General features: G+C 67.6%; 17 protein-coding genes. 3 read left to right on the top strand and 14 right to left on the bottom strand.

The features are described 5' to 3' along the window. Positions 1-311 precede the first annotated feature (311 nt). Positions 312-1,418: a DUF8189 domain-containing protein gene (locus BLW14_RS06200; protein WP_256332696.1), complete on the bottom strand. Its 1,107-nt coding sequence runs from the start codon at positions 1,416-1,418 to the stop codon at positions 312-314. Positions 1,419-1,672: 254 nt separating this feature from the next. On the opposite strand from BLW14_RS06200, the gene BLW14_RS06205 reads away from it, so the two are divergent. Next, entirely contained in the window at positions 1,673-2,776 is a 1,104-nt protein-coding gene (locus BLW14_RS06205) for an LCP family protein (RefSeq protein WP_093705143.1), read from the top strand. Positions 2,777-2,821: 45 nt separating this feature from the next. Here the strand turns inward: BLW14_RS06205 and BLW14_RS06210 are convergent, their stop codons facing one another. After that, positions 2,822-3,958, bottom strand: a complete 1,137-nt coding sequence (locus tag BLW14_RS06210; protein WP_093705145.1) for a PLL family lectin — start codon at positions 3,956-3,958, stop codon at positions 2,822-2,824. A 184-nt stretch (positions 3,959-4,142) separates the two neighbouring features. Here BLW14_RS06210 and BLW14_RS06215 point away from each other — a divergent pair, with 184 nt between their 5' ends. Next, a complete protein-coding gene (locus BLW14_RS06215) occupies positions 4,143-4,526 on the top strand; it encodes a PIN domain-containing protein (RefSeq protein WP_093710655.1) in 384 nt (127 codons plus the stop codon). Between the two features lie 20 nt (positions 4,527-4,546). On the opposite strand, the gene BLW14_RS06220 is transcribed toward BLW14_RS06215, so the two are convergent. The 9 genes from BLW14_RS06220 to ngcE all read right to left on the bottom strand — a co-directional run bounded on the left by BLW14_RS06220 (position 4,547) and on the right by ngcE (position 16,731). Then, positions 4,547-6,082: an amino acid permease gene (locus BLW14_RS06220; protein ID WP_093705147.1), complete on the bottom strand. Its 1,536-nt coding sequence runs from the start codon at positions 6,080-6,082 to the stop codon at positions 4,547-4,549. A 161-nt stretch (positions 6,083-6,243) separates the two neighbouring features. Continuing rightward, positions 6,244-8,172, bottom strand: a complete 1,929-nt coding sequence (gene dxs, locus BLW14_RS06225; protein WP_093705149.1) for a 1-deoxy-D-xylulose-5-phosphate synthase — start codon at positions 8,170-8,172, stop codon at positions 6,244-6,246. A gap of 192 nt (positions 8,173-8,364) precedes the next feature. Beyond that, positions 8,365-9,663 carry a sugar ABC transporter permease gene (locus BLW14_RS06230; protein WP_093705151.1) on the bottom strand — a complete coding sequence of 433 codons (1,299 nt, stop codon included), beginning with the start codon at positions 9,661-9,663 and terminating at the stop codon, positions 8,365-8,367. Then, a complete protein-coding gene (locus BLW14_RS06235; protein WP_093705153.1) occupies positions 9,660-10,448 on the bottom strand; it encodes an ATP-binding cassette domain-containing protein in 789 nt (262 codons plus the stop codon). The genes BLW14_RS06230 and BLW14_RS06235 overlap by 4 nt, the downstream gene beginning before the upstream one ends. A gap of 233 nt (positions 10,449-10,681) precedes the next feature. Beyond that, positions 10,682-11,749 (bottom strand): sugar ABC transporter substrate-binding protein, encoded by a 1,068-nt coding sequence (locus tag BLW14_RS06240; protein WP_093705155.1) that lies wholly within the window; start codon positions 11,747-11,749, stop codon positions 10,682-10,684. 123 nt (positions 11,750-11,872) lie between these two features. Continuing rightward, positions 11,873-13,072, bottom strand: a complete 1,200-nt coding sequence (locus BLW14_RS06245) for an ROK family transcriptional regulator (protein ID WP_093705157.1) — start codon at positions 13,070-13,072, stop codon at positions 11,873-11,875. A 221-nt stretch (positions 13,073-13,293) separates the two neighbouring features. Next, the gene (locus BLW14_RS06250) at positions 13,294-14,217 is read right to left on the bottom strand and encodes a carbohydrate ABC transporter permease (RefSeq protein WP_093705159.1); all 924 of its coding nucleotides are present in this window, start codon (positions 14,215-14,217) and stop codon (positions 13,294-13,296) included. 94 nt (positions 14,218-14,311) lie between these two features. Continuing rightward, positions 14,312-15,235 (bottom strand): carbohydrate ABC transporter permease, encoded by a 924-nt coding sequence (locus tag BLW14_RS06255; protein ID WP_018523611.1) that lies wholly within the window; start codon positions 15,233-15,235, stop codon positions 14,312-14,314. A gap of 50 nt (positions 15,236-15,285) precedes the next feature. Then, entirely contained in the window at positions 15,286-16,731 is a 1,446-nt protein-coding gene (gene ngcE / locus BLW14_RS06260) for an N-acetylglucosamine/diacetylchitobiose ABC transporter substrate-binding protein (RefSeq protein ID WP_093705161.1), read from the bottom strand. Positions 16,732-17,509: 778 nt separating this feature from the next. Between ngcE and BLW14_RS06265 the strand changes: the two genes are divergently transcribed. Next, positions 17,510-21,076: a GH92 family glycosyl hydrolase gene (locus BLW14_RS06265; protein WP_093705163.1), complete on the top strand. Its 3,567-nt coding sequence runs from the start codon at positions 17,510-17,512 to the stop codon at positions 21,074-21,076. Between the two features lie 63 nt (positions 21,077-21,139). Here the strand turns inward: BLW14_RS06265 and BLW14_RS06270 are convergent, their stop codons facing one another. The 3 genes from BLW14_RS06270 to BLW14_RS06280 form a co-directional block, all read right to left on the bottom strand. Beyond that, entirely contained in the window at positions 21,140-21,784 is a 645-nt protein-coding gene (locus BLW14_RS06270) for a histidine phosphatase family protein (RefSeq protein WP_093705165.1), read from the bottom strand. A 219-nt stretch (positions 21,785-22,003) separates the two neighbouring features. Then, on the bottom strand, positions 22,004-22,579 hold the full coding sequence (locus BLW14_RS06275) for a GNAT family N-acetyltransferase (RefSeq protein ID WP_093705167.1): 576 nt from the start codon (positions 22,577-22,579) through the stop codon (positions 22,004-22,006). Positions 22,580-22,582: 3 nt separating this feature from the next. Next, on the bottom strand, positions 22,583-24,364 hold the full coding sequence (locus tag BLW14_RS06280) for an ABC transporter ATP-binding protein (RefSeq protein ID WP_093705169.1): 1,782 nt from the start codon (positions 24,362-24,364) through the stop codon (positions 22,583-22,585). Position 24,365 lies beyond the last annotated feature (1 nt).

A 24,365-nucleotide genomic window follows, 5' to 3' on the forward strand; every position in this document is an offset into this window, starting at 1 on the left:
TGCGGTCCAGCACCCGCCTCGACCGGATGCCTCATTGCGCCCGGACGAAGAACGGCATGAGACCGAAACCTGTCATCCCCCATGAAAAACCGCCCCGCAGGGCGGTCACACTTGTTCACTCACGAACAAGTCACAGAACCTTCACATAAAGACCCGGTCAACGTCCAGCCAAAAAGGTGGACACATGCCATATGCACCCGTGATGAATCCCACGGGGGGGCTCGTACAACCTTTTACAACTTCACGTGATCATCACGTGAAGGCAGGACGACACCGAGGTGTCGTCGGGCACCCCGGGGAACCGCACCGGGTCACAGCTGCCGCCACTGCGCCGAGAGCTTGAGTCCCTGACCCGGCTCCTGTTGGGTCAGGGACACGGCCCCGTCCCGTCCACGCACCGCCACGACGACTCGGCCGTGCCCGTCGACGGCGAGCGCGGGTTCACCGACGCACTCCTGGCCGGTGTCGGACCACCAGACGCCGTCCTGCTCCCCCTCGGTGCCGCAGACCCCGATCAGCAGCGTGCCGCCCGTCCCGCGCTGCGCGAGGACCGTGCAGTCGTAGCCGTCGAGCGAGGCGCGCAGAGCGACGACGGCTCCCTCTCCCGGGTACCCGCCCAGCAGTACGGGCCAGGCGCCCGCCCGGAAGGAGACCATCCCCATGGTGGCCGCGTCGGTCCAGTAGTACGTAAGCCGCCCCGCCCCCGTCTCCAGTGCCGTCGCGGTCCCCGCCAGGGCGTAGAACTGCAAGGGCGGAGCCATCTGCAGCGGGCCGTCCGGCGCGTCCTGGCGCCACTGCAACACCCCGCGGTCGCCGGTCGCGAAGACCTCCACGAGTCCGCCGGAGGTCACCGAAGCCACGATCTCGGCGGAGATGCCGCCGCCCTTGAGGTCCTGCCAGGCCCCCCACTTGCCGCCCTTGCCCTCGCGGCGCAGCTGCAGACCGCCGCCCGCGTTGCGCGCGAGGACGAACACCGTCCCCTGCGCGTCGACGGCTCCGGCCGGCGCACCCACCTCCAGGCCCTTCTCCCGGTCGCGGTAGAAGTTGCCGAGGGAGCGCCACGCGGTGACGGGGCGGCCGGTCTGGTACTGGACGGCGTGTACGAAGTCCACGGCCGGGCCCTCGGCGCCGCGGCGTTCCCGCCGGCCGAGGAAGTGCACGTAGGCGTCGGCGCCCTGGACGACGGTGAGGTCGGTCAGGCCCGCGACCGGCACGAAGTCGGGTCCGTCCCACGGGTCGCCGCCCGGGCTCCGCTGCGTCCAGCGCAGCAGGCCGCCGTCCGTGCGGGCGTAGACCGTGAGCCTGCCGTCCTTGCCGAGGGTCATCCAGCGGCCGCGCGGCATGCCGCTGACCGCGTGGCCCACGGACGTGCGGGCCGCGGGGAGGGTGTCCGCGGAGCCCGTTCTCGTACTCCGCATGGCCCCGTCACCCTCTCGCCTTCACCGGATCTTCATCGCGCCCACACAGGACCGATAGCATCATATGCGCAGCGACGACCCGTCCGATCCGGGCCGTACGGCCGGTGATCCGGGAACCAAAACACGTATTCGTACGATCCTCTGTTCTATAGTGCACGCTCAGTCATGCACATACGGACCGGCCAAACCCCCCACCCGAGTCCCACGCACTCCACAGCCCGCCCCGGGCCACGAGATTTGAGGACTCGACCACGATGAGCCACGACGCCATATCCGCGAGCACTCAAGAGGACAGCCCGGCGTCCCTCGGCGGCCGGGGCAAGCGCAAGGAGGGCCGCAAGCGTCGTCGCGGCCTCAAGATCACCCTCGTCGTGCTGCTCGTCCTGCTCCTCGCCGCCGGCGGCACCGCCTGGTGGCTGTGGAGCCGGCTCGACGGCAACATCACGGGCGTGGACATCAACAAGGCGCTCGGGGAGGACCGCCCCGAGAAGCTGCCCACCAGCGGGCAGAACCTGCTGGTCCTCGGGTCGGACTCGCGGGCCGGCGCGGAGAACAAGAAGCTGGGCGGCGGCGGCGCGGTCAGCGGGGCGCGGTCCGACACGGCGCTGGTCGTGCACATCCCGGAGGGACGGGAGAAGGCCGTCGCCGTGTCCATCCCGCGCGACACCCTGGTGACCCGGCCCGAGTGCACCGAGGGCGACGGTTCGACCGTACCCACCCAGAACCGCGTGATGTTCAACTCCGTCTACTCGCAGGTCGGTCCGGCCTGCGTGGTCAAGACCGTCGAGAAGATGTCCGGCGTACGCATCGACCACTACCTGGAGATCAACTTCGCCGGGTTCAAGGGCCTCGTCGACGCCATCGGAGGCGTCACCGTCGACGTCCCGGAGGACATCCACGACAACTCCTCCGGACTCGACCTGACCGCAGGACAGCACAGGCTCAACGGCACCGAGTCCCTCTCCTACGTCCGCACCCGGCACGGCATCGGCGACGGCAGCGACCTCGGGCGCATCGGGCTCCAGCAGCAGTTCCTCATGGCCCTGCTCAGCGAGGTGAAGAAGCAGGACCTGCTGGGCAGCCCGACGAGCGCCTACAAGATCGCCACCTCGGCCACCAAGTCCCTCACCACCGACGAGGAACTGGCCTCCCTCACGTCGCTCGCTAAGTTCGCCCGTTCGATGAACGGGGTCGACCCGGAGACGATGGAGACGATCATGCTCCCCGTCGCCTACGACAAGGCCGACCCCAACCGCGTCGTCGCGGCGGAGCCGCAGGCCACGACCCTGTGGAAGGCGATCCGCACGGACAGCGCCATCCCCGCGTCGGCCAAGAAGTCCCCGGCCACGGGCGGCTGACGCTCGACGGGGGCCATGGGGCCGGACGGTCCCACAGCCCCCGCTTCAGACCCGCCGGGCCGGCCCCAACGCCAGCCCCGGTTCGCTGTTCTGCCGGGACACGTACAGCCCGCCGCGCTCACCGATCACCGCGAGGACCACGCGCCCGAGTCCGTCGAGCGCCAACGCCGGGGGCGCGGCGGTGCGTTCGCCCGTCGCAGCCCACCACAGGCCGCCGGCCTCGTTCTCCGTACCGCAGGCCGCGAGCAGCACGCGGCCGTCGCGGGCACGGTGGGCGAGCACGGTGCAGTCGTAGTCGTCGAGTTCGGCGCGCAGCGCCGCGACCGGGCCCTCGGCGGGGGTGTCCCCGATCGTGATGGGCGGGGTGTCCGTGTCCAGGCGGTTGGCGACCAGGGTGCCCGCGGCGGCGTCGGTCCAGTAGTAGGTGGTGCGGTCGGCGGCGGTCTCCAGTACGGTCACCGCGCCGCCGGCGATCCTGACGTTCAGGTTGTCGCCCTTCAGGAGCGGGGCGCCGCGCTCGCTCTGGGCCCACCGCATGGCCTTGTCGGTGCCGGGGACGAGCAGCTCGAACCGCCCGGCCTCCGTGACCACGACGGCCATCGTCTCCTTGCCGAGCGTGCCCTTGAGGTCCTTCCACGCCTCCCACTTGCCGTTCGTGCCCTCGCGGCGCATCATCATGCCGCCGTTGGCGTTGCGGACGAAGACGTGGACCCTGCCGCTGAGGGCCACACCGGCGGCCGGCGGGCCGATGCGGGCGGCCCGCTCGTCGCCGTCCTTGTACGGATTGCCCAGGGTCCGCCACGCGGTGACCGGGCGGCCCGTCTGGTACTGGATGGCGTGCACGAGGTCGACCCGCGGCGTGCCGTCCGCCCCGTCCCGGACCCGGCGCCCGACGAAGTGCACGTAACCGTCCGCGCCCTGGGCGAGGCCGAGGTGGGTCAGGGCGGGTACGGGGAAGAACTCCGGGCCCTCCCAGCCGGGTCCGCCGGGGCGTTCCTCGGTCCAGCGCAGGAGTCCGTCCTCGTTGCGGGCGTACGCGGTGAGCCTGCCGTCCTTGCCACGCACGAGCCAACGTCCGTCGAGCGGGGTCTCGGCCGTCACCCTGGCGCCGTCGAAGTCTCGCGGGGCGTCCTCGCCCTTGCCCGGGGCGCTCCCCCGGTCACGTCTCGACCTGACTCGCATGTCGTGGCGTCTTCCTTCCGTGATGGTCCGCTCCCGATCTGCGGCTTTGTCTCACGACCGGCACCAGGAGGGCGGAAAGCACCATCATAGAATCACCGTTCGAACCCTTGGATCACGGCGTCCGGCCCGCGTGGGCGGCGCCCAGGGGACCGCGTACGCCGCCGGGGCGTGGCACGCTGGCCCCATGCCGAGCCCGCTGCCCCTGGTGATCATCGACGCCGCCAACGTGGTCGGGTCCGTCCCGGACGGCTGGTGGCGGGACCGCCGCGGCGCGGCCGAGCGGCTGCGCGATTCGCTGGTGCCGTACGCCTGTGACGGCCTGCCCGGTCTGCCCGGCCCCGTCGACCTGGTCCTGGTGGTCGAGGGGCGGGCCCGGGACGTCGCCCCGGTGCCCGGGGTGCGGGTGGAGGCGACCGCGGGCAGCGGTGACGACCTGATCGCGGATCTGGCGGCGGGCGCGGCGCCGCGTCCCTGCCTCGTGGTCACCGCCGACCGCGAGCTGCGGCGCCGGGTCGAGGCGCACGGGGCGCGGTGCGCGGGGCCTCGCACGGTGCGGCCGGGGGCGTGAAGGCCGCATGCGCGTGAGGATCACGTACGCGGGCGTGCTCCGCCCCCGGCCTCGACGTTTCTGCGGTGCAGCCGGCTGTGCGAGCGGCCGTACGCGAAGTAGATGATCACGCCGATCACCATCCAGATCGCGAACCGCAGCCAGGTCTCGGCCGGCAGGTTGAGCATCAGCCAGACCGAGGCCGCCACCGACGCGACAGGGACCAGCGGCACCCACGGGGTACGGAAGGCGCGGTGCAGGTCCGGGCGGGTGCGGCGGAGCACGATGACGCCGAGCGCGACGACCACGAAGGCGAAGAGCGTGCCGATGTTCACCAGGGTCGCGAGCTCGTTGATGCTGGTCAGCCCGGCGACGACGGCGATGATCACCCCGAGCAGGATGGTCGGGCGGTACGGGGTGCGGAAGCGCGGGTGGGTCTTGGAGAAGAACCTCGGGAGCAGGCCGTCGCGGCTCATCGCGAAGAACACCCGGGTCTGGCCGAGCAGCAGGATCATGCAGACCGTGGTGAGGCCGACGGCGGCGCCGAAGCTGATGACGCCCGCGTAGAAGGGGTGTCCGACGGCCTTGAAGGCGTCGGCGAGCGGGGCGCTGACGGACAGTTCCGTGTAGTGCTGCATGCCGGTGACGACGATCGACACGGCGACGTACAGCACGGTGCAGATGAAGAGGGAGGCCAGGATGCCGCGCGGCATGTCGCGCTGCGGCAGCTTGGTCTCCTCGGCCGCCGTGGCGACGACGTCGAAGCCGATGAAGGCGAAGAAGACGACGGAGGCGGCGGTGAAGATGCCCATGACGCCGAAGTTCGTCGGCGCGTAGCCGAAGATCAGCTGGACCAGCGGGGCGTCGAGTCCGGATCCGGAGGGCTGGGGTTCGGCCTCGGGGACGAACGGCGAGTAGTTGCCGGTGTCGATGAAGAACAGCCCGGCGATGATGACGATCAGGACGACGGCGATCTTCACGGCGACCACCACCGTGGTGACCCGGGCGGAGAGCTTCATGCCCAGCACCAGGATGACGGTCAGGACCAGCACCAGGGCGAAGGCGAGGATGTCGAAGCCGAAGCCGTCCGCCACGTCCGGCCCGGACAGCACGTCCGGAAGGTGCCAGCCCGCGTTGTCCAGCAGCGAACGGACGTATCCGGACCAGCCGACCGCGACCACCGCGGTGCCCAGCGCGAACTCCAGCACCAGGTCCCAGCCGATGATCCAGGCGACCAGTTCGCCGAGCGAGGCGTACGAGAAGGTGTACGCCGAACCGGCCACCGGCACGGTGGAGGCGAACTCCGCGTAGCACAGGGCGGCCAGCGCGCAGACGACGCCGGCGACCACGAAGGCGAGGGCGGTGGCCGGGCCCGCCGTCTCCTTGGCGACCTTGCCGGTGAGGACGAAGATGCCGGTGCCGATGACGACGCCGACCCCGAACACCGTGAGGTCGAGGGCGGAGAGGGACTTCTTGAGGGCGTGCTCCGGCTCCTCGGTGTCGCGGATGGACTGCTCGACCGTCTTGGTCCTGAACAGCCCGTCTCCGCTGGGGGGCAGGTCCTGCTGCGTGCTCACCGGCGTACCTCCACGCACTCGTCGTGCACGCCATGTTCCGGACCCGGCCGGACCCGTTGACGGCGGCACGCCTGCCGCGCCGGGAATTCACGCGAACGGGCCGGTCGGACCACTCGTTACGGGTGGTCCGACCGGCCCGTTCGGCCGAAGCGGGGCACGCGTCAGTCCCGGACGCGCTCCGCGACGGTGCGGTCCTCCGCGCCCGTCGAGTAGCGCCCGTCGAGCTTGGCGACCAGGCCGGTGACCTGGCGGGCGATGTCCGGGGCGGTCAGCCCGATCTCGGCCATGACCTCCTTGCGGGAGGCGTGGTCGAGGAAGACCGACGGGATGCCGAAGTCGCGCAGCGGGACGTCGACGTCCGCGTCGCGCAGCGCCTGGGAGATCGCGGAGCCGACACCGCCGGCCCTGCTGTTGTCCTCGACGGTGACGACGACGCGGTGCCGCGCGGCGAGCGGGGCCATGGCCTCGTCGACGGGCTTGACCCAGCGGGGGTCGACGACGGTCGTCGAGATGCCCTGGGCGTCGAGCAGGTCGGCGATCTCCAGGCACATCGGGGCGAGCGCGCCGATGGAGACGAGCAGCACGTCGGGCCGGGCGGCGGCGGACGCGCGCAGCACGTCCATGCCGCCCACCGTGCCGACCGCCTTGACCGAGGGGCCGACGGCGCCCTTGGAGAAGCGGACGACCGTGGGGGCGTCGTCGACGTCGACGGCCTCGCGCAGCTGGGCGCGGACCTGGTCGGCGTCGCGCGGGGCGGCGATCCGAAGGCCGGGTACGACCTGGAGGATCGACATGTCCCACATGCCGTTGTGCGAGGCGCCGTCGGTGCCGGTGATCCCGGCCCGGTCCAGGACGAAGGTGACCCCGCACCGGTGCAGGGCGACGTCCATCAGGACCTGGTCGAAGGCGCGGTTCAGGAACGTGGCGTACACCGCGAAGACGGGGTGCAGGCCGCCGGTGGCCAGGCCGGCCGCGGAGACCGCGCCGTGCTGCTCCGCGATGCCGACGTCGTAGATCCGGTCCGGGAACTCCTTCTCGAACCCGGTCAGGCCGACCGGCTGGAGCATGGCCGCGGTGATCGCGACGATGTCCTCGCGCTCGTGGCCGAGCTTGACCATCTCCTCGCCGAACACCGAGGTCCAGTCGAGGCCGGAGGTGGCGACGGGCAGGCCGGTGTCCGGGTGGATCTTGCCGACGGCGTGGAAGCGGTCGGCCTCGTCGAGGAGGGCGGGGGTGTAGCCGCGGCCCTTCTCGGTGAGGCAGTGCACGATCACGGGGCCGCCGAAGCGCTTGGCGCGCTGGAGCGCGGACTCCAGGGCCTCGATGTCGTGGCCGTCGATGGGGCCGACGTACTTCAGGCCGAGGTCCTCGAACATGCCCTGCGGGGCGATGAAGTCCTTCAGCCCCTTCTTGGCGCCGTGCAGCGTCTCGTACAGCGGCTTGCCGACGACGGGGGTGCGCTCCAGGAGGTCCTTGCCGCGGGCCAGGAAACGCTCGTAGCCGTCGGTGGTGCGCAGGGTGGCCAGGTGGTTGGCGAGGCCGCCGATGGTGGGCGCGTAGGAGCGCTCGTTGTCGTTGACGACGATGACGAGGGGGCGGTCCTTGGCGGCGGCGATGTTGTTCAGCGCCTCCCAGGCCATGCCGCCGGTGAGGGCTCCGTCACCGATGACCGCGACGACGTGGTCGTCCTTGCCGCGGACCTCGTTGGCCTTGGCGAGGCCGTCGGCCCAGCCCAGGACGGTGGAGGCGTGCGAGTTCTCGATGACGTCGTGGTCGGACTCGGCGCGCGAGGGGTAGCCGGACAGGCCGCCCTTGCTCTTCAGCCTGCTGAAGTCCTGGCGTCCGGTGAGGAGCTTGTGCACGTAGCTCTGGTGGCCGGTGTCGAAGAGGACCTTGTCCTTCGGCGAGTCGAAGACCCGGTGCAGGGCGATGGTCAGCTCGACGACGCCCAGGTTGGGGCCGAGGTGGCCGCCGGTCTTGGATACGGCGTCGACGAGGAAGGTCCGGATCTCTTCTGCGAGCTGCACCAGCTGCTCGGAAGTGAGCCGGTCAAGGTCACGCGGTCCCTGGATCTGGGTCAGCAACGGCACCCGTGCCTCCTTGCATTTGAGCCGGTCGAACTTCTTGCCGATCCGCAGAGTCTAAATGTTCGGCAACGTCCGCGTACGCCTGGGGCGTGGACGCGAGCCGCCCGCGGTGCCGAAAACACGAGTATGCCCGAGCCCCGGCACGCAGGTGCCCGGCACCCGTGGCGGGTGCCGGGCAATCCTGCGGATCCGCGGTCAGGCGCGGCCCGCTGTCTTCTGCGTCTTGCGGGAGACCGAGTCGATGATCACGGCGATGAGGAGGACCGCACCGGTGATCATGTACTGGATCGCGTTCGACGACAGGTTCATCTGGTTGAGGCCCTGGACGATCGACTGGATGACCAGGATGCCCAGGAGCGCGGACCAGACCTTGCCGCGTCCGCCGAACAGTGACGTACCGCCGATGACGGCCGCGGCGATGCACATCATGAGCTGGTTGCCGCCACCGAGCGAACGGTCGGCGCCGCCGGTCGCGGAGGCCAGGAAGAGACCGCCGACCGCACCGAGCGTGCCGGAGATCATGAACACCGAGATGCGGATCCAGGACACGTTGATACCGGCGCGGCGCGCCGCCTCGACGCCACCGCCGACCGCGAAGACCTGACGGCCGTACGTGGTGCGGCGCAGCACGAAGTCGGTGATGACGAGGATCGCGAGGAAGATCACCAGGGAGAGCGGGAGGCCCTGCTCCTGGTTGAACGCGTACGCGGCGAGCAGCGCCAGGACGGCGAGCAGGGCGGTGCGCAGGATGATCTCGCTCTGCGGGCGGTGCGGCAGCTCCGCGGACTTGCGGCGCTTCGCGTCGCGCAGCTGCGCGAGGTAGAAGGCGACGATCACGAAGACGGCCAGGCCGTAGGCGGCGGCGACGTCCTCGAAGTAGTAGCTGGTCAGGTCGCGGACGAAGCTGCCGAGCGGGGTGGTGATGGTGGACTTCTCGCCCATCACCCAGGTCTGCATGCCGGCCCAGCCCAGGAAGCCCGCCAGGGTCACGACGAACGCCGGCACGCCGATCTTGGCGAAGACGATGCCGTGGAAGGCGCCGATGACCGTGCCGGAGAGGATGCCGAGCAGGATGGCGAGGCCGTCGGGTATGTCCGTGCCGACGACGGCCCACACCGCGCCCGCGAGACCCGCGACGGAGCCGACCGCGAGGTCGATCTCGCCGAGCAGCAGCACGAAGACGATGCCGACGGCCATGATGCCGGGGCCCGCCGCGTACAGCGTGATCTGGTCGAGGTTGTACGAGGTGAGGAAGTTGCCGGTCTCGGCCTGGAAGACGATCCCGATGATGATCAGGCCCACCACGACGGGCAGCGAGCCGATCTCGCCCGAGCGCACCTTGCGCTTGAACTCGGTCCAGTAGCCCTTGAAGCCCTGCTCGCGGACGAGGAGGCGGGGGTCGACGACCCGCACCGCGCCCTCCGCCGCCGCGGGAGCCTCGGTGGTCTCGGCCTGGGCCGGGACCTTGGCCGGGGTCTCGTTGATGTTGCTCACTTGGATGCCTCCGCGCTGCGGGACTTGCGGCGGGTCACGGCGTTGTCCGTGGCGCCCGTGATCGCGGCGATGATTTCTTCGTGGCTGGTCGTCGCCACCGGGAAGACGCCGTTGTTGTGGCCGAGTCGCAGCACGGCGACCTTGTCGGCGACGGCCTTCACATCGGCCATGTTGTGGCTGATGAGGATCACGCCGAGGTTCTGCTCGCGCAGCCGCTCCACGAGGTCGAGGACCTGGGCGGTCTGCTCGACACCGAGGGCCGCGGTGGGCTCGTCGAGGATCACGATCTTCGGGTTGCCGACCAGGGCGCGGGCGATGGCCACGACCTGGCGCTGGCCGCCGGAGAGCGCGGCGACCGGGATGCGGACGCTGGGGATGCGGATGGAGAGCGTGGACAGGAGGTCCTGGGCCCGCTTCTCCATGGCGACCTCGTCGAGGACGCCGCCCTTCTTGATCTCGCGCCCGAGGAAGAGGTTGGCGACGACGTCCAGGTTGTCGCAGAGCGCGAGGTCCTGGTAGACGGTGGCGACGCCGAGGTTCTGGGCGTCGTGCGGACGGCTGATGTCCACCTTCTCGCCCTCCCACTCGATGACGCCCTCATCGATGGGGTGAACGCCGGCGATCGTCTTGACCAGCGTGGACTTTCCTGCACCGTTGTCGCCGACGAGGGCGACCACTTCTCCGGCGTGGACTTCGAGATCGACACCGGAGAGGACCTGGACCGCTCCGAATCGCTTGAAGACCCCACGCAACGCCAACACGGGCGTCTGTGACACGTGAACCATCTCCTTCGCCGCCTGACCGGCGGGGATGTGCCGCCTGACCGGCGGAGACGCCGCGCCACGGGGGGCGGCGTCGACGTACGGGAAGCACTGGGGGGAAGAGTGTCCGGCACCCGCCCGGAAGCGGGGTGTGAGCCGGCCGGGGCCGGACAGTCATGGGGGCGGGCGGACTCCGCCGTGCGGTGCGGATCACGCCCGTTCGCGCCGGGGCCCACCGGCCCCGGCGCGAGGAGGGACTACTTGATGCCCAGTGCGGTGCACTTGGCGGCGATGTCCTTCACGCAGACATCGGCGACCTTGTAGATGCCGTCCTTGATCACGGTGTCCTGGATGTTGTCCTTGTTCACCACGGTCGGCTCGAGCAGCGTGGACGGAACGCCGTCCGTCTCGCCCTGGGCGCCGACGTCCTTGCCCTGGAGCAGGTTGACGGCGAACTGGGCGGCCGCCGGGGCGAGCTGCTTCGGCGACTTGTAGATCGTGAAGGTCTGCGTACCGGCGATGATCCGCTGGATGCCGGGGAGCTCGGCGTCCTGGCCGCCCACCGGGATGTCCTTGATGCCGGCGTTGCTCAGGGACGTGATGATGCCGCCCGCCATGCCGTCGTTGGCGGAGTAGACGGCGTCGATCTTGCCCTTGCCGACCGAGGAGATCGCGGCGGTCATCTTCTCACCGGCGATCTTCGGGTCCCACTCGCCGGACGCCTCGTAGGCGATCTTGACCTTGCCGTCGAGGGACGCGTGGGCGCCCTTCTTGAACAGGCCGGCGTTCGGGTCCTTCTCGTCACCGTTGATCATGACGACGTTGGCGCCGGAGGCCTTGGAGCCGAGGGCGTCGATGACGGCCTGGCCCTGGAGCTTGCCGATCTTCTCGTTGTCGTGGCTGACGTAGGCGTCGGCACCGGCGATGGCGCGGTCGTACGCGACGACCTTGACGCCCTTCTTGTGCGCGGCCTCGACCCAGGCGGCGGACTTCTCGGCGTCGACCGAGGAGATCGCGATGACCTTGATGCCGTCGGCGATCTGCTGCTCGAACTGCTGCTTCTGCTGGCCGACGTCACCGGCCGCGTTGTTGTAGACGACCTCGCAGTCCGCGCAGTCCTTCTTGACCGCTTCGATGAACAGCGGCTTGTCCAGCGTCTCGTAGCGGGCGGTCTTGTTCTCCGGGAGCAGGAGACCGATCTTGGTCTTGCTGCCCGAGTCCGCCGAGTCCTTCTTGTCGTCGCCGGCCTTGCCGCAAGCGGCGAGGGAGAGGGCCATCGAGACAGCGGCCGTGCCTATGACGATGCGTCGCGTCACTGCGTTCATTGGGGGTTTGCCTCCCTGACGAGGCCGCAACGTCGCGGCCGAGGTGGCTGGAAGTCAACTCGGCCGCGAGGGCGACGTCAAGGAGTAAATCCTTAACGAGATGACAACGGTGCCATTCGTTATCTAAGTGAAGGCAGGAGTGGCCGCGGGGAGGGTGCTCTCCAAAAGGGTTGAATCCCCCATCTCGCTCAGCACGAGCGCCAGGGCCCCCAGCACCTCCGCGCGGCCCCCCAGGGCCCCGGGAAGCACCGAGAGCTGCCGGGCGGCGCTGGGGATGGCATAACGCGACACGGAGTCCCGGATGGGCCCGAGGACCAGTTCCCCGGCCTCCGCCAGCGAGCCGCCGAGCACCACGCGGCTCGGGTTCAACAGATTGCAGAGGTTGGCCACCCCGCTGCCGATGTGCCGCCCGACGTCACCGATCACCCGCCGGCACCCCGGATCGCCCTCGCGGGCCAGCTGGACCACCCGCTCCATGGTGAGATCGGGGCCGTGGCTGGGCTGGAGCAGGGGCAGGACGTACCGCGCGGCCGTGAAGGTCTCCAGGCAGCCGCGGTTGCCGCAGCGGCAGACCGGGCCCGATTCGTCGAGGGTGATGTGGCCGATCTCGCCGGCCGTGCCGCCGGGGCCCCGGTAGATGTGGCCGTCGATCACCAGACCGGCGCCGACACCGCTGGCGACCTTGATGTACGCGAGGTCCCTGACTCCCCGGCCGCTCCCCCACACCAGCTCGCCGAGCGCGCCCAGATTGGCGTCGTTGTCGACGTAGACCGGCACGCCGAGGCGGGCGGCGAGCTCCTCGCTGGGGTTGATGCCCGTCCAGCCCGGCAGGATCGACGTCGAGCCCAGCGTGCCGGACTCGACGTCGATCGGGCCGGGTACACCGAGCCCCACCCCGATGACCTTGCCGGGGCTGATCCCGGTCGTGGCGATCAGGCGGTTGACCAGCTGTTCCGCCCGCCCGAAGCCCTCGGCGGACGAGGCGTCGACGTCCAGCGGCTCGGACTCCTCGGCGAGCACCTGGTGGGCCAGGTTGCCGACGGCGACGCGCAGGTGGGTGTGGCCGAAGTCGACGCCGATCACGATGCCCGCGTCCCCGCTGAGCGAGACGCTCCGGGCGCGGCGGCCGCCGGCCGAGGTGGGGGTCACCTCGACGGTGCCGCTGTCCTTCAGTTCGCGAACGATGTTGGAGACAGTGGCCGCGGACAGGCCTGTGCTCCTGGCGATCTCCGCCTGGGTGAGCGAACCAGCCATACGTACGGCGCGCACGACCCGCTCAAGGTTGGCGCGATGCAGAGACGTCTGCGATCCCGGAGTCTCCATCGACTCACTCACTCCTGCCATATTCTCCAACATGTGAACTCTAAGCTGACCGTTTTGGGGTCCTCCCCGTCAAGACCTTGAGCAGTCCGAGCCACCGATGAGCACCGGCCCCACACCTCGGGACCGCGGCGAACTCCCCCGTACACGCACGAACCGCCCGTCGGCGGGGGCCGGCGGGCGGTTCGCTTCGTTCGTAAGGTGCGTTCAGGGGATACGGGGCGTTACTTCACCGCACCCGCGGTGAGCCCGGCGACGACCTGGCGCTGGAAGATGATGTAGGCCGCGAGGACCGGCAGCATCGCCATCACCAGACCGGCGAAGAGCCCGGACCAGTCGCCCTTGTAGCCCTGGCTGTTGGCCAGTTCGACCAGACCCTGCGAGAGCACCCGGTACTTCGGATCGGTGTTCAGCACCGTGGGCAGCATGTACTGGTTCCACTGGCCCAGGAAGTTGAAGATGCCGACGCTGATCAGGCCGGGCTTGGCCATCGGCAGCATGACCTGGAAGAACGTCCGGGTGTGCGAGGCCCCGTCGATCGATGCCGCTTCCGCCACCGACCCCGGCAGCGTCCGGAAGAAGGAGGTGAGGAAGAAGACGGTGAAGGGCAGCGAGTACGCGATGTAGACCAGGATCAGCCCGTGCCGCGTGTTCAGCAGGCCCATGTTGTTCATCACGAAGAACAGCGGGACCAGCGCGAGGATGATCGGGAAGCTCATCCCGCCGATGAACAGGTAGTAGATGAAGCGGTTGCCCGGGAAGTCGAACCGGGCGAGCACGTACGCGGCCATCGAGCCGAGCAGCAGCGTGCCGATGAGCGAACCGCCCACCACGAGGATCGTGTTGAAGAAGTAATCGCTCATGTGCGCCTGGCTCCAGGCGCGCGACCAGTTGTCGAAGTGGAGCTTGTCCGGCAGGGCCCACGGCGTCGACAGGATCGAGTCGTCGTTCTTGAACGAGGACATGATCGCCCAGAGCAGCGGCAGGACCACCAGGATCGCCCAGATGATCAGCACGCCGTGCGAGAAGACGTTGAGGACCTGGCCCTCGCTGCCCTTCTCCTTGCCGCCGGGGGCGGGCGGCTTCGACTTGGACACGGGGGCCGGTTCCGTCGCCGCGACCACGGGAGGCGTTTCAGTGGCCTTCACGTGTACTCACCTCGTACTACTGTCGAGCCGGCCGCCGCGGCCGGGCTGTCTTGCCTGCTGGGAGTCCGGGGAACCCGTCCCGGGAAGCGCGGCATCAGAACTCCAGCCGCTCGCGCCGGCCCAGCCGCATCACGATGGCGGCGAACGCCATGGTGACGATGAGCAGTCCGACACCGATCGTGGTCGCGTATCCGGCCTGACCGTCGCGGAAGGCGGTCTGGTACACGTACAGCGGCAGGATCGAGGTCGAGTAGTCGGGGCCGCCGGGGCCGACCGTCATGACCTGGACGGCCGTGAACGCCTCGACGCCGAGGGCCAGGATGCCCATGTAGACCCAGCCCGACTGGATGGTGTCCCAGAGCAGCGGGACGGTGATCTTGAAGAACGTCGTGACGCGGCTCGCCCCGTCCAGGAGCGCCGCCTCGTAGAAGTCCTTCGGGATGGACGCCATGCCGGCCGAGAAGAGGACGACGAAGAAGCCGACCGTCGACCAGACCAGCACCGCCATGACGCAGATCAGCGCCAGGTTCGGGTCGCCCAGCCAGTCCGGCTGGACGTTGTCCAGTCCGATCCCCTTCAGCGCCGAATTCAGCATGCCGGAACGCGGGTTGAACGCGAACTGGAACAGCAGGGCGACGATGACGATCGAGAGGACCTGCGGGAAGAAATAGGCGATCTTGTAGAAGCCCGAGCCCCGCACGCCGGCGACCGCGGCGTTCTTGCGCCGGCGGCCTCCGACGTTGAGCATGAAGGCGAAGAAGAGCGCGAGGCCCAACGTCACCAGCGGCAGCACGAGCACCAACACCACGCTGTGCTGAAGCGACTTCCAGAAGATGTCGTCCTTCAGCATCCTGGAGTAGTTGCCGAAGCCGACCATCTTGAAGTCCGGGCTCAGACCGGTCCAGTCCGTGAAGGAATAGTAGATGGCCTGGATGAACGGCCAGATGACGAAGACCGCGTACAAGGCCAAGGGGGCTACCAGGAACCCCACAATGAACCGGTACTTGCCGTGCTGCATGGTTTACCGACCCCGATCTTTCCGCGGGTGCCGCCGCTGGTGACGGTTGCTCACTGGTGCTTGTAGTGCTTGATGGACTGGTCCTTGGCCGCCGCGTCCGCGTAGGCCTGGATCTTCTTGATGGCCTCGGCCGGGGTCAGGCGTCCGGCCATCATCTCGCCGATGCCCGCGGTGCCGATCTGCTCCTTCTGGAGCTTCACGTACCAGTCCTGCATGCGCGGGTTCACCACGTTGTCGCCGGCCTTCTTCAGCGCGTCGACACCGGCCTGCATGGCCGTGGAGAGGGTCAGGCCGTCGGTGCCGCCGTTGAACGCGCTGAGGGACTTGACCTGCTTGGTGAAGTTCTTCGAGGACTCCTCGGAGAGCATGATACGCAGCTGCTCCATGCCGCCCTGCGGGTTCTTCGCCTTGGCCGGGACGATGAAGGGCTCGCCGCCGGACGCCCAGATGGTGCCGAAGGGCATCTTGTCGGACGAGTCCAGGCTGGAGGGGGCCGCGACCATCATCTTGAAGTCCTTGGGCGTGGTCGGCGCCGCCTCGTTCTCCACCCACGAGCCGTTCGGGATGAAGAGCGCCTTGCCCTTCGTCCACTCGGTCTGCGACTGGATGTGGGTCAGGCCCGGGGTGCCCTTGAGGATGTACCCCTTCTTGTACAGCTCGTAGTACGCCTCGAACGCCGCCTTGACGGCGGGGTCCTTCCACGCGTTCGGCTCAAGGTTGTCGATCTTGTCGAGGACCTCGCGGCCGCCGATCTTGCCGATGAACGGGTAGAGCGAGAACGGAAGGTAGTACGGGTACTTGCCCGGGTACGTCCAGCCCGCGACGCCCTTCTTCTTCGCCTTCGCGCAGAGGGCGAGCATGGCATCCCAGTCCTCGGGATACTCGGCGTCCAGCTTCTCCAGGTTGGTCTGCGAGTACCAGACGCCGTACACGGTGTACGCGTAGTACATGATCCAGACCGGGTCGCCGTCGAACTGGCCCATCTCCAGAACGCCCGGACGCAGGGTGTCGCGGACCTTCTTGTTCGGGTCGTCGTAGGACGGGGCGTCCATCAGCGGCGTCAGGTCGAGCAGTTGCTTCTTGCCGACGAGGACACCCATGTCCATCTGCTCGGCGCCCGAGTTGTCGATCAGGTCCGGCGGGGTGCCGCCGTTGAAGCGCGGCTGCAGCTGCGACTGGATCTTCTGCGTCGCGGCGTGCTTGACCTTGGCCTTCGGGAAGGCCGTCTGGTACACCTTCTCGGCGTCCTTCGCGTACTGCTCGCCGAAGCCGCCGTTGAAGATGACCACGTCGAGAGCGGCGGTCTCGTTGACGCCCAGCGGGTTCTTCGCGCTGGTCTTGCCCTTCTTGACGGGCTCGTCGCCGCCGCTGTCGCCGCTCGCGCAGGCGGACAGGAAGCTCATGGTCGGGACGGTGATCAGACCGAGTGCGGCAGAACGCTTGATCACATCGCGACGGCCAAGGCCCTCATTCTTGTGGGCGGAGGTGGATCCCATGCTCAAGTCCTCGCCTTCTCCAGGACTCAGGCGGTGTGTACCGGTCGCCCCGTTGAAATTCGCCTCAGCGAAGGGCCCCGCCACCGCGGTCAGTTGCGCTTGGGTGGTACAGATTTCAGGCTAACCATTGCCGTGGGGGGCGCCGGGGAACCGGACAGTCGACGCACCTGCGGCGTCGCGTTGTCCTGCCCCCGTGTCCCCCAGCCGCACAACCGGTGAACCAAGCTGTGCAGACGCCGACAGGTATAGTCCACTTGCCGCCAACTGAGCAAGATCGAAAGCAAGTTTGCACGGCAGTCTTTCCCGAGTTGAGACCTCGCGGATACCTCGACACTCCGCGCCCCCCTGCGGATGTAACGTTTTCCGCATTCCGGTCGATTCACCGGACCGCTCTGATCCAACTCCTTGACACCACCTGCCACTTCACTCCCTACTTGTTCCTGCGCACCTTCTGACAACGTTGTCCAAGCGCACACTTCCCCGGGAGGAATCGCTCGGCATGCACCCCCGACACCGTTCTCGCACGAGAAAAAGCAGCACGGCAGCACTGATCGCGGCCTCACTGGTCCTAGTCGTGACAGCCCCCACGGCGGCCGCCGCTCAATCGGCCGGGTCAGGTGAAAGAGGTCAAGGGCCTTCGGGCGACCGGACATTCAGCACCTCCTTCGAGGAGGACGAAACACAACCGGACTGGCGCAATACCGTAGAAGAGGGCCCTGACGGAAAGAAGCGGTCATCGGGTGTCGATGGCGGATTCTCCTCCGGAATACCGGGCAATGTGACCGACAAGGTGACCGAGGTACGCGCCAGCGACGAGAACACCGGCGGCGGCGAGGTGAAGGAGAACCTCGTCGACGGCGAGTCCCGCACCAAATGGCTGTCGTTCGAGTCCACCGCCTGGCTGGAGTTCGACCTCACCGAACCGGTCAAGGTCGTGACGTACGCGCTCACCTCCGCCGACGACCACGACGAGCGCGACCCGAAGGACTGGACGCTCCAGGGCTCCGAGGACGGCAAGACCTGGACGGACCTGGACACCCGGACCGGCCAGACCTTCGGCGAGCGCTTTCAGACCAAGTCGTACGACTTCGAGACGGACAAGGCGTACCAGCACTTCCGCCTGGACATCACGAAGAACAACGGCGCCACCGACGCCACCCAGCTCGCCGACGTCCAGTTCTCCGACGGCGACACCTCGGCCCCCGCGCCCTCCGACATGCGCACCCAGATCAGCAACGGCCCCTCCGGCTCCCCCACCGCCAAGGCCGGCTCGGGCTTCACCGGCAAGAAGGCGCTGCGGTACGCGGGCACCCACAAGGCCGACGGCCGGGCGTACTCGTACAACAAGATCTTCGACGTCGACACGCGGGTCGGCCGGGACACCGAGCTGTCCTACCTGGTCTACCCGCAGATGGGCGAGACGGACCTGTCCTACCCGGCCACGCACGTCGCGGTGGACCTGGCGTTCACGGACGGTACCTACCTCAGCGACCTGCACGCCACCGACACCAACGGCGGGCTGCTGACCCCGCAGGGCCAGGCCGACGCCAAGCGGCTCTACGTCAACCAGTGGAACAAGGTCGAGGCCGGCATCGGCACCGTCGCCGCGGGCAAGACGATCGACCGCATCCTGGTCGCGTACGACTCCCCCAAGGGCCCGGCGAAGTTCCAGGGCTGGATCGACGACCTCACGATCGCGCCCGCGAAGCCGGAGAAGCGCAAGGCGCACCTCTCGGACTACGCGTCGACCATTCGGGGCACCAACTCCAGCGGCTCCTTCTCGCGCGGCAACAACTTCCCCGCGACGGCCGTCCCCAACGGGTTCAACTTCTGGACGCCGGTCACCAACGCCGGATCGACCAGCTGGTTGTACGACTACGCGCGCGGCAACAACGACGACAACCTGCCCACCCTGCAGGCTTTCGCCGCGAGCCACGAGCCGAGCCCCTGGATGGGCGACCGGCAGACCTTCCAGCTGATGCCCTCGGCGGCCTCCGGCACCCCGGACGCCTCCCGCACCGGCCGCGCGCTGCCCTTCGAGCACGAGAACGAGACCGCGCGGCCCCACTACTACGGGGTGACGTTCGAGAACGGGCTCAAGGCCGAGATGACGCCGACCGACCACGCGGCTCGGATGCGCTTCGCGTATCCCGGCAAGGACGCGAGCATCGTCTTCGACAACGTGTCCAACGACGGCGGGCTCACCCTGGACCCGGCGACCAGCTCGTTCACCGGCTTCTCCGACGTCAAGAGCGGCGGCTCGACCGGGGCGACGCGCCTGTTCGTGTACGGCGTCTTCGACGCGCCCGTCACCGCGAGCGGCAAGCTCTCCGGCGGCGGCGGTGAAGACGTCACCGGCTACCTGCGCTTCGACGCCGGCAAGGACCGCACGGTGAACCTGCGCCTGGCGACCTCGCTGATCAGCATCGACCAGGCGAAGAAGAACCTGGCCGCCGAGATCCCCGCCTCGCTCTCCTTCGCGCGGGTCGAGGACAGGGCGCAGGACGCCTGGGACGACCTGCTCGGCAAGGTCGAGGTCGAGGGCGCCACCGCCGACCAGCTGACCACGCTGTACTCCAGCATGTACCGGCTCTACCTCTACCCCAACTCGGGCTTCGAGAAGGTCGACGGCAAGGACAGGTACGCCTCCCCGTTCTCCCCGCAGGTCGGCTCGGACACCCCGACGCACACCGGCGCGAAGATCGTCGACGGCAAGGTGTACGTCAACAACGGCTTCTGGGACACCTACCGGACGACCTGGCCGGCCTACTCGCTGCTGACGCCGGAGAAGGCAGGTGAGATGGTCGACGGCTTCGTGCAGCAGTACAAGGACGGCGGCTGGATCTCCCGCTGGTCCTCCCCCGGCTACGCGGACCTGATGACCGGCACCTCCTCGGACGTGGCCTTCGCCGACGCGTACGTCAAGGGCGTGAAGTTCGACGCGAAGGCGGCGTACGACGCGGCCGTGAAGAACGCCACGGTCGTCCCGCCGAGCTCCGGTGTCGGCCGCAAGGGTATGGAGACGTCCCCGTTCAAGGGGTACGCCGACACCACGACCCACGAGGGCATGTCCTGGTCGATGGAGGGCTACGTCAACGACTACGGCATCGCGAAGATGGGCGAGGCGCTCTACGAGAAGACGCACGAGCAGCGCTACAAGGACGAGTCCGAGTACTTCATGAACCGGGCCCGCGACTACGTCGAGCTGTTCGACGACAAGGCCGGCTTCTTCCAGGGCAAGGACGCCAAGGGCGACTGGCGGCTGCCGTCGGACCTCTACGACCCGCGCGTCTGGGGTTACGACTACACGGAGACCAACGGCTGGGGCTACGCCTTCACCGCTCCGCAGGACAGCAGGGGCCTGGCCAACCTGTACGGCGGGCGGGACGGCCTGGCGAAGAAGCTGGACACCTACTTCGCCACCCCGGAGACCGGCACCCCGGAGTTCGCGGGCAGCTACGGCGGCGTCATCCACGAGATGACGGAGGCCCGTGACGTACGGATGGGCCAGTACGGGCACAGCAACCAGGTCGCCCACCACGTCACGTACATGTACGACGCGGCCTCGCAGCCGTACCAGACGCAGGAGAAGGTCCGCGAGGTGCTGGGCCGGCTGTACACGGGCAGCGAGATCGGCCAGGGCTACCACGGTGACGAGGACAACGGCGAGCAGTCGGCCTGGTTCCTCTTCTCGTCGCTCGGCTTCTACCCGCTGGTCATGGGCAGCGGCGAGTACGCCATCGGCTCGCCCCTGTTCACCAAGGCCACCGTGCACCTGGAGAACGGCCGCAAGCTGGTCGTGAAGGCGCCGAAGAACAGCGCGAAGAACATCTACGTCCAGGGCCTGAAGGTCAACGGCAAGAAGTGGACCGCCACCTCGCTGCCGCACGACCTGCTGGCCAAGGGCGGGACGCTGGACTTCGACATGGGCTCCAGGCCGTCCGCCTGGGGCACCGGAAAGAACGACGCGCCGGTCTCCATCACCCAGGACGACCAGGTGCCGTCGCCGAGGAAGGACGTGCTGAAGGGCGAGGGCCCGCTGTTCGACGACACCTCGGCCACCACCGGCACCGCCGCCACGGTCGAGCTGCCCGTCCCGTCCGCCACCAAGGGCGTCCAGTACACGCTGACCTCGGCCGCCAAGGCGACGGCGCCCACCGGCTGGGTGCTCCAGGGCTCCTCGGACGGCAAGAGCTGGAAGGACCTCGACAAGCGGTCCGGCCAGACCTTCACCTGGGACAAGCAGACCCGGGCCTTCTCCGTGAAGACCCCCGGCTCCTACGCGCACTACCGGCTGGTGTTCGACGGTGAGGCGTCCCTCGCGGAGGTGGAACTGATCGCCTGACACCGCACCGCGTACGCGGACGGCCGGCAGCTCCCCGAGGGCTGCCGGCCGTCCCCGTTTGTCTCAGGCGTGCTCCGGCTTCCCCGGGACCGCCGCCGGGAACAGGCTCTCCGGCAGGGAGACGTTCCACGCGGTGATGACCGGGTTGCCGTGCTCCCGGCCCAGCCGCGACACCGCGCCCGTGGCCAGCTGGAAGAGGGTCCCCTCGGCCGGGGTCAGGCCGAGGTAGCGGGCGGTCAGGACGCGCAGGAAGTGCGAGTGGGCGACGAGCACGATGTCCTCGTCACCGGCCCGTCCGGCCGCCTCCGCGACCTGGGCCAGCACCCGGTCGGCCCGCTCGCCGACCTCCGCCGGGGTCTCGCCGGGGTGGGCCGCGGGGCCGGCGCCGACGCCGTCCGTCCAGAGGTTCCAGTCGGGGCGGGTGCGGCGGATCTCGTCCGTGGTGATGCCCTCGTAGCCGCCGTAGTCCCACTCGTGCAGCTCCGGGGTGATCCGGGGCGCGGTGAGTCCGGCGAGCTCGGCGGTGCGCCGGGCCCGGACCAGGGGGCTGACCAGGGTGAGCGCGACGGAGCGGTCGGCGAGCAGGGGGGCCAGGGCACGGGCCTGGCGTTCACCGAGGGGGGTCAGAGGCAGGTCGGTGTAGCTCGTGTGCCGCCCGTTGCGGGACCACTCGGTCTCGCCGTGCCGGATCAGGATCAGCTCGCCCATGTGAAGGCCATCCGCTCTCAGTGCTGTTCACGTTCTGTACTGGCGCCAACCCGCCGGTCAACGATCGCATTCCTGCCGGGGCGGTTCCGGCGGGCGCGCCCGTGAAGGAGCGAGAGGGCCTACGGGGTGCCCGCGTCGGTGGGCGCCGTACGCCAACGCGCGGATGAGCGGGGCACTCGGACGGAACCGGAGCGAACGTTGCCGTACGCCTTCTCCTTGTCAACCGTGATAAGGAACCGAAGACGCCTGGCCAAGGTCCCCAGGCAGCAGGGCTGCGATCCAGGCGTCACGCCTCGTCCCGTCCTGGACTGTCCGAGACCGAAGCGTTCCTTCCATCTGGAAACCGGCCTTCAACGCGCATGCAAGCGACGCATCGTTCCCTACCTCCACAATGGCCTCAAGGCGATCGATACGGAGTTCTCGGAAGGCCCATGCAGCGAGTACAGGAAGAGCCTCCGCCATATAGCCGTTGCGGCGCTGCCCTCCCACGGCCCAGCACCCCACCCATGCCAGTTGTTCCGACATACTGACCCAGCTGAGGCCGAATATACCAATCGTACCCACGAACTCGCCGGTATCGATGACCTCTATTCCCAGAATGAAGTTGCGCCCCTCACGCCATTCATTGACGCTAATTCGCACGAAGTCTGCCGCCATGTCGAGCGTTTGCTCCACCGGGACTGCGGTCCAGCGTCGAATATTCGGATCCTGCCATGCGGCCATCACGTGTTCCGCATCCTGCGCACGCAAGGGCCTGATGAGCAGTCTGTCAGATTTGAGAGTTACAGGTTCCATGCTTCACGCCCTCCTGAAGGAAGAATCTCGTTCGACGAAATTTGCATAATATCCGTTGGCCGACACCAGTGAGTCGTGAGTCCCTCTCTCGACGATTCGTCCACGATCGAGTACCACAATCTGATCAGCATCACGCACTGTTGAAAGTCTATGGGCGATCGTGATTCGCGTAGTCCTTCCCGGAAGAATGTCAAGGGCCTTTTGTACCGCAGCCTCCGTGACGACATCCAGCGCACTCGTCGCTTCATCCAAGATCATGATGGCCGGATTCTTGAGGATCGCCCGAGCGATTGCCAAGCGCTGCTTCTCTCCACCCGAAAGTCTGTGTCCTCTCTCTCCGAGAACAGTCCCATACCCTTCCGGGAGCCCAAGGACGAAGTCATGAATATGCGCCACCTTCGCAGATGCCACCATCTCACCGTACGTAGCTTCCGGTCTGGCGAAAAGCAAATTCTCTGCAATTGTGCTATTGAAGAAGAAAGGATCTTGGGAGACTACTCCGATTACATCGGAGAGGGATTGGATGGACGCTTCACGCACATCCACTTGATTGACAGACACCGCCCCTGAATCAACATCGTACAGTCGGGCGATCACATGCCCCAGGGTAGTCTTTCCAGAGCCCGTGACACCAACTACGGCCGTGTGGCTTCCCGACGGAATAGAGAGATTCACATCATTCAGAGCGAGACTTCCACCCTTGCCTGCATAGCTGAAGGAAACATTTTTTAGGACGACCTCGCCATAATTACCCCTAAGAGCCTTTGGCATCACTGGATCCACAATATCTATATCCGCGTCCAGGAACTCAAAAATCCGTTCGAACAAGGCCGTGGACGACTGTACTTGGACGCCCGTTGTCAGTAGCTCCAGGGTGGGCCACATGAGAGCTTGCTGGAGAGTGACGAATGCGACGAGGGTGCCAACCGTGGGTGTACTCCCCCCGAAATCGGCCGTTACGCCGGCCACCCAATAGAGAATGGGAGGGGCGCCGGCCATGACCATTCCGATTCCGGACATTCGCCAGCGCCCGGACATCGAGGATTCAACTTCTATATCAGCCAAATCAGCTGAAATTTTTTCGAACCTCTGACGAATCGGCCCGCTGCGCCCCATTGTCTTTGCCAGAAGTATCCCACCGACCGAGAGAGATTCACCGATGACGCCAGTCATTGATGCAATTTGCTGTTGTCGCTTTCCAATAAGAGTGTGCCGCTCCCGACCCACGCGCCGGCTGACCCAGACGAAAGCCGCCAAAAACGGAAGAACGAACAGGGTGAGCTTCCAGTCGAGGGCAAGCATGGCTATGAGCGTGGCAAAGACAGACGCAAAATTGGATACCAGCGATGTCATAGCAGACGTCATCGTGGTCTCCATACCTCCGATGTCGCTCACCAGTCGGGACTGGACATCACCGGAACGAGCATTCGTAAAATATCGAAGAGACAGCGCCTGCATATGCTTGAACACCGCGACACGCAAATTATGCATGATGCAATGCCCCATCCTGTTTGAGACGAGCGCCTGAAACACCCCGAGTACGTTTGAAACAACGACGGAGGTAAGCATCCCGCAGGCCAGGATACTGAGCAGGCCTATACGTCCGTGCGGAATTGCATTATCCAGGATCTCCCTCAGGAAAAATGGCCACGCAATCGAAGCTGCTGCGTCTCCCAACACCAGAGCTGCGATCAAGAGAACCTTGAAGCGATGCGGACCCAAAAGTCTTACCGCACGCAGACCGACATTCTTATCCTGCGCATCAACTGACTTGAATCTACTCATG

Origin of the sequence: Streptomyces sp. 2131.1, assembly GCF_900105515.1 — a bacterium.
Lineage (GTDB): Bacteria > Actinomycetota > Actinomycetes > Streptomycetales > Streptomycetaceae > Streptomyces > Streptomyces drozdowiczii.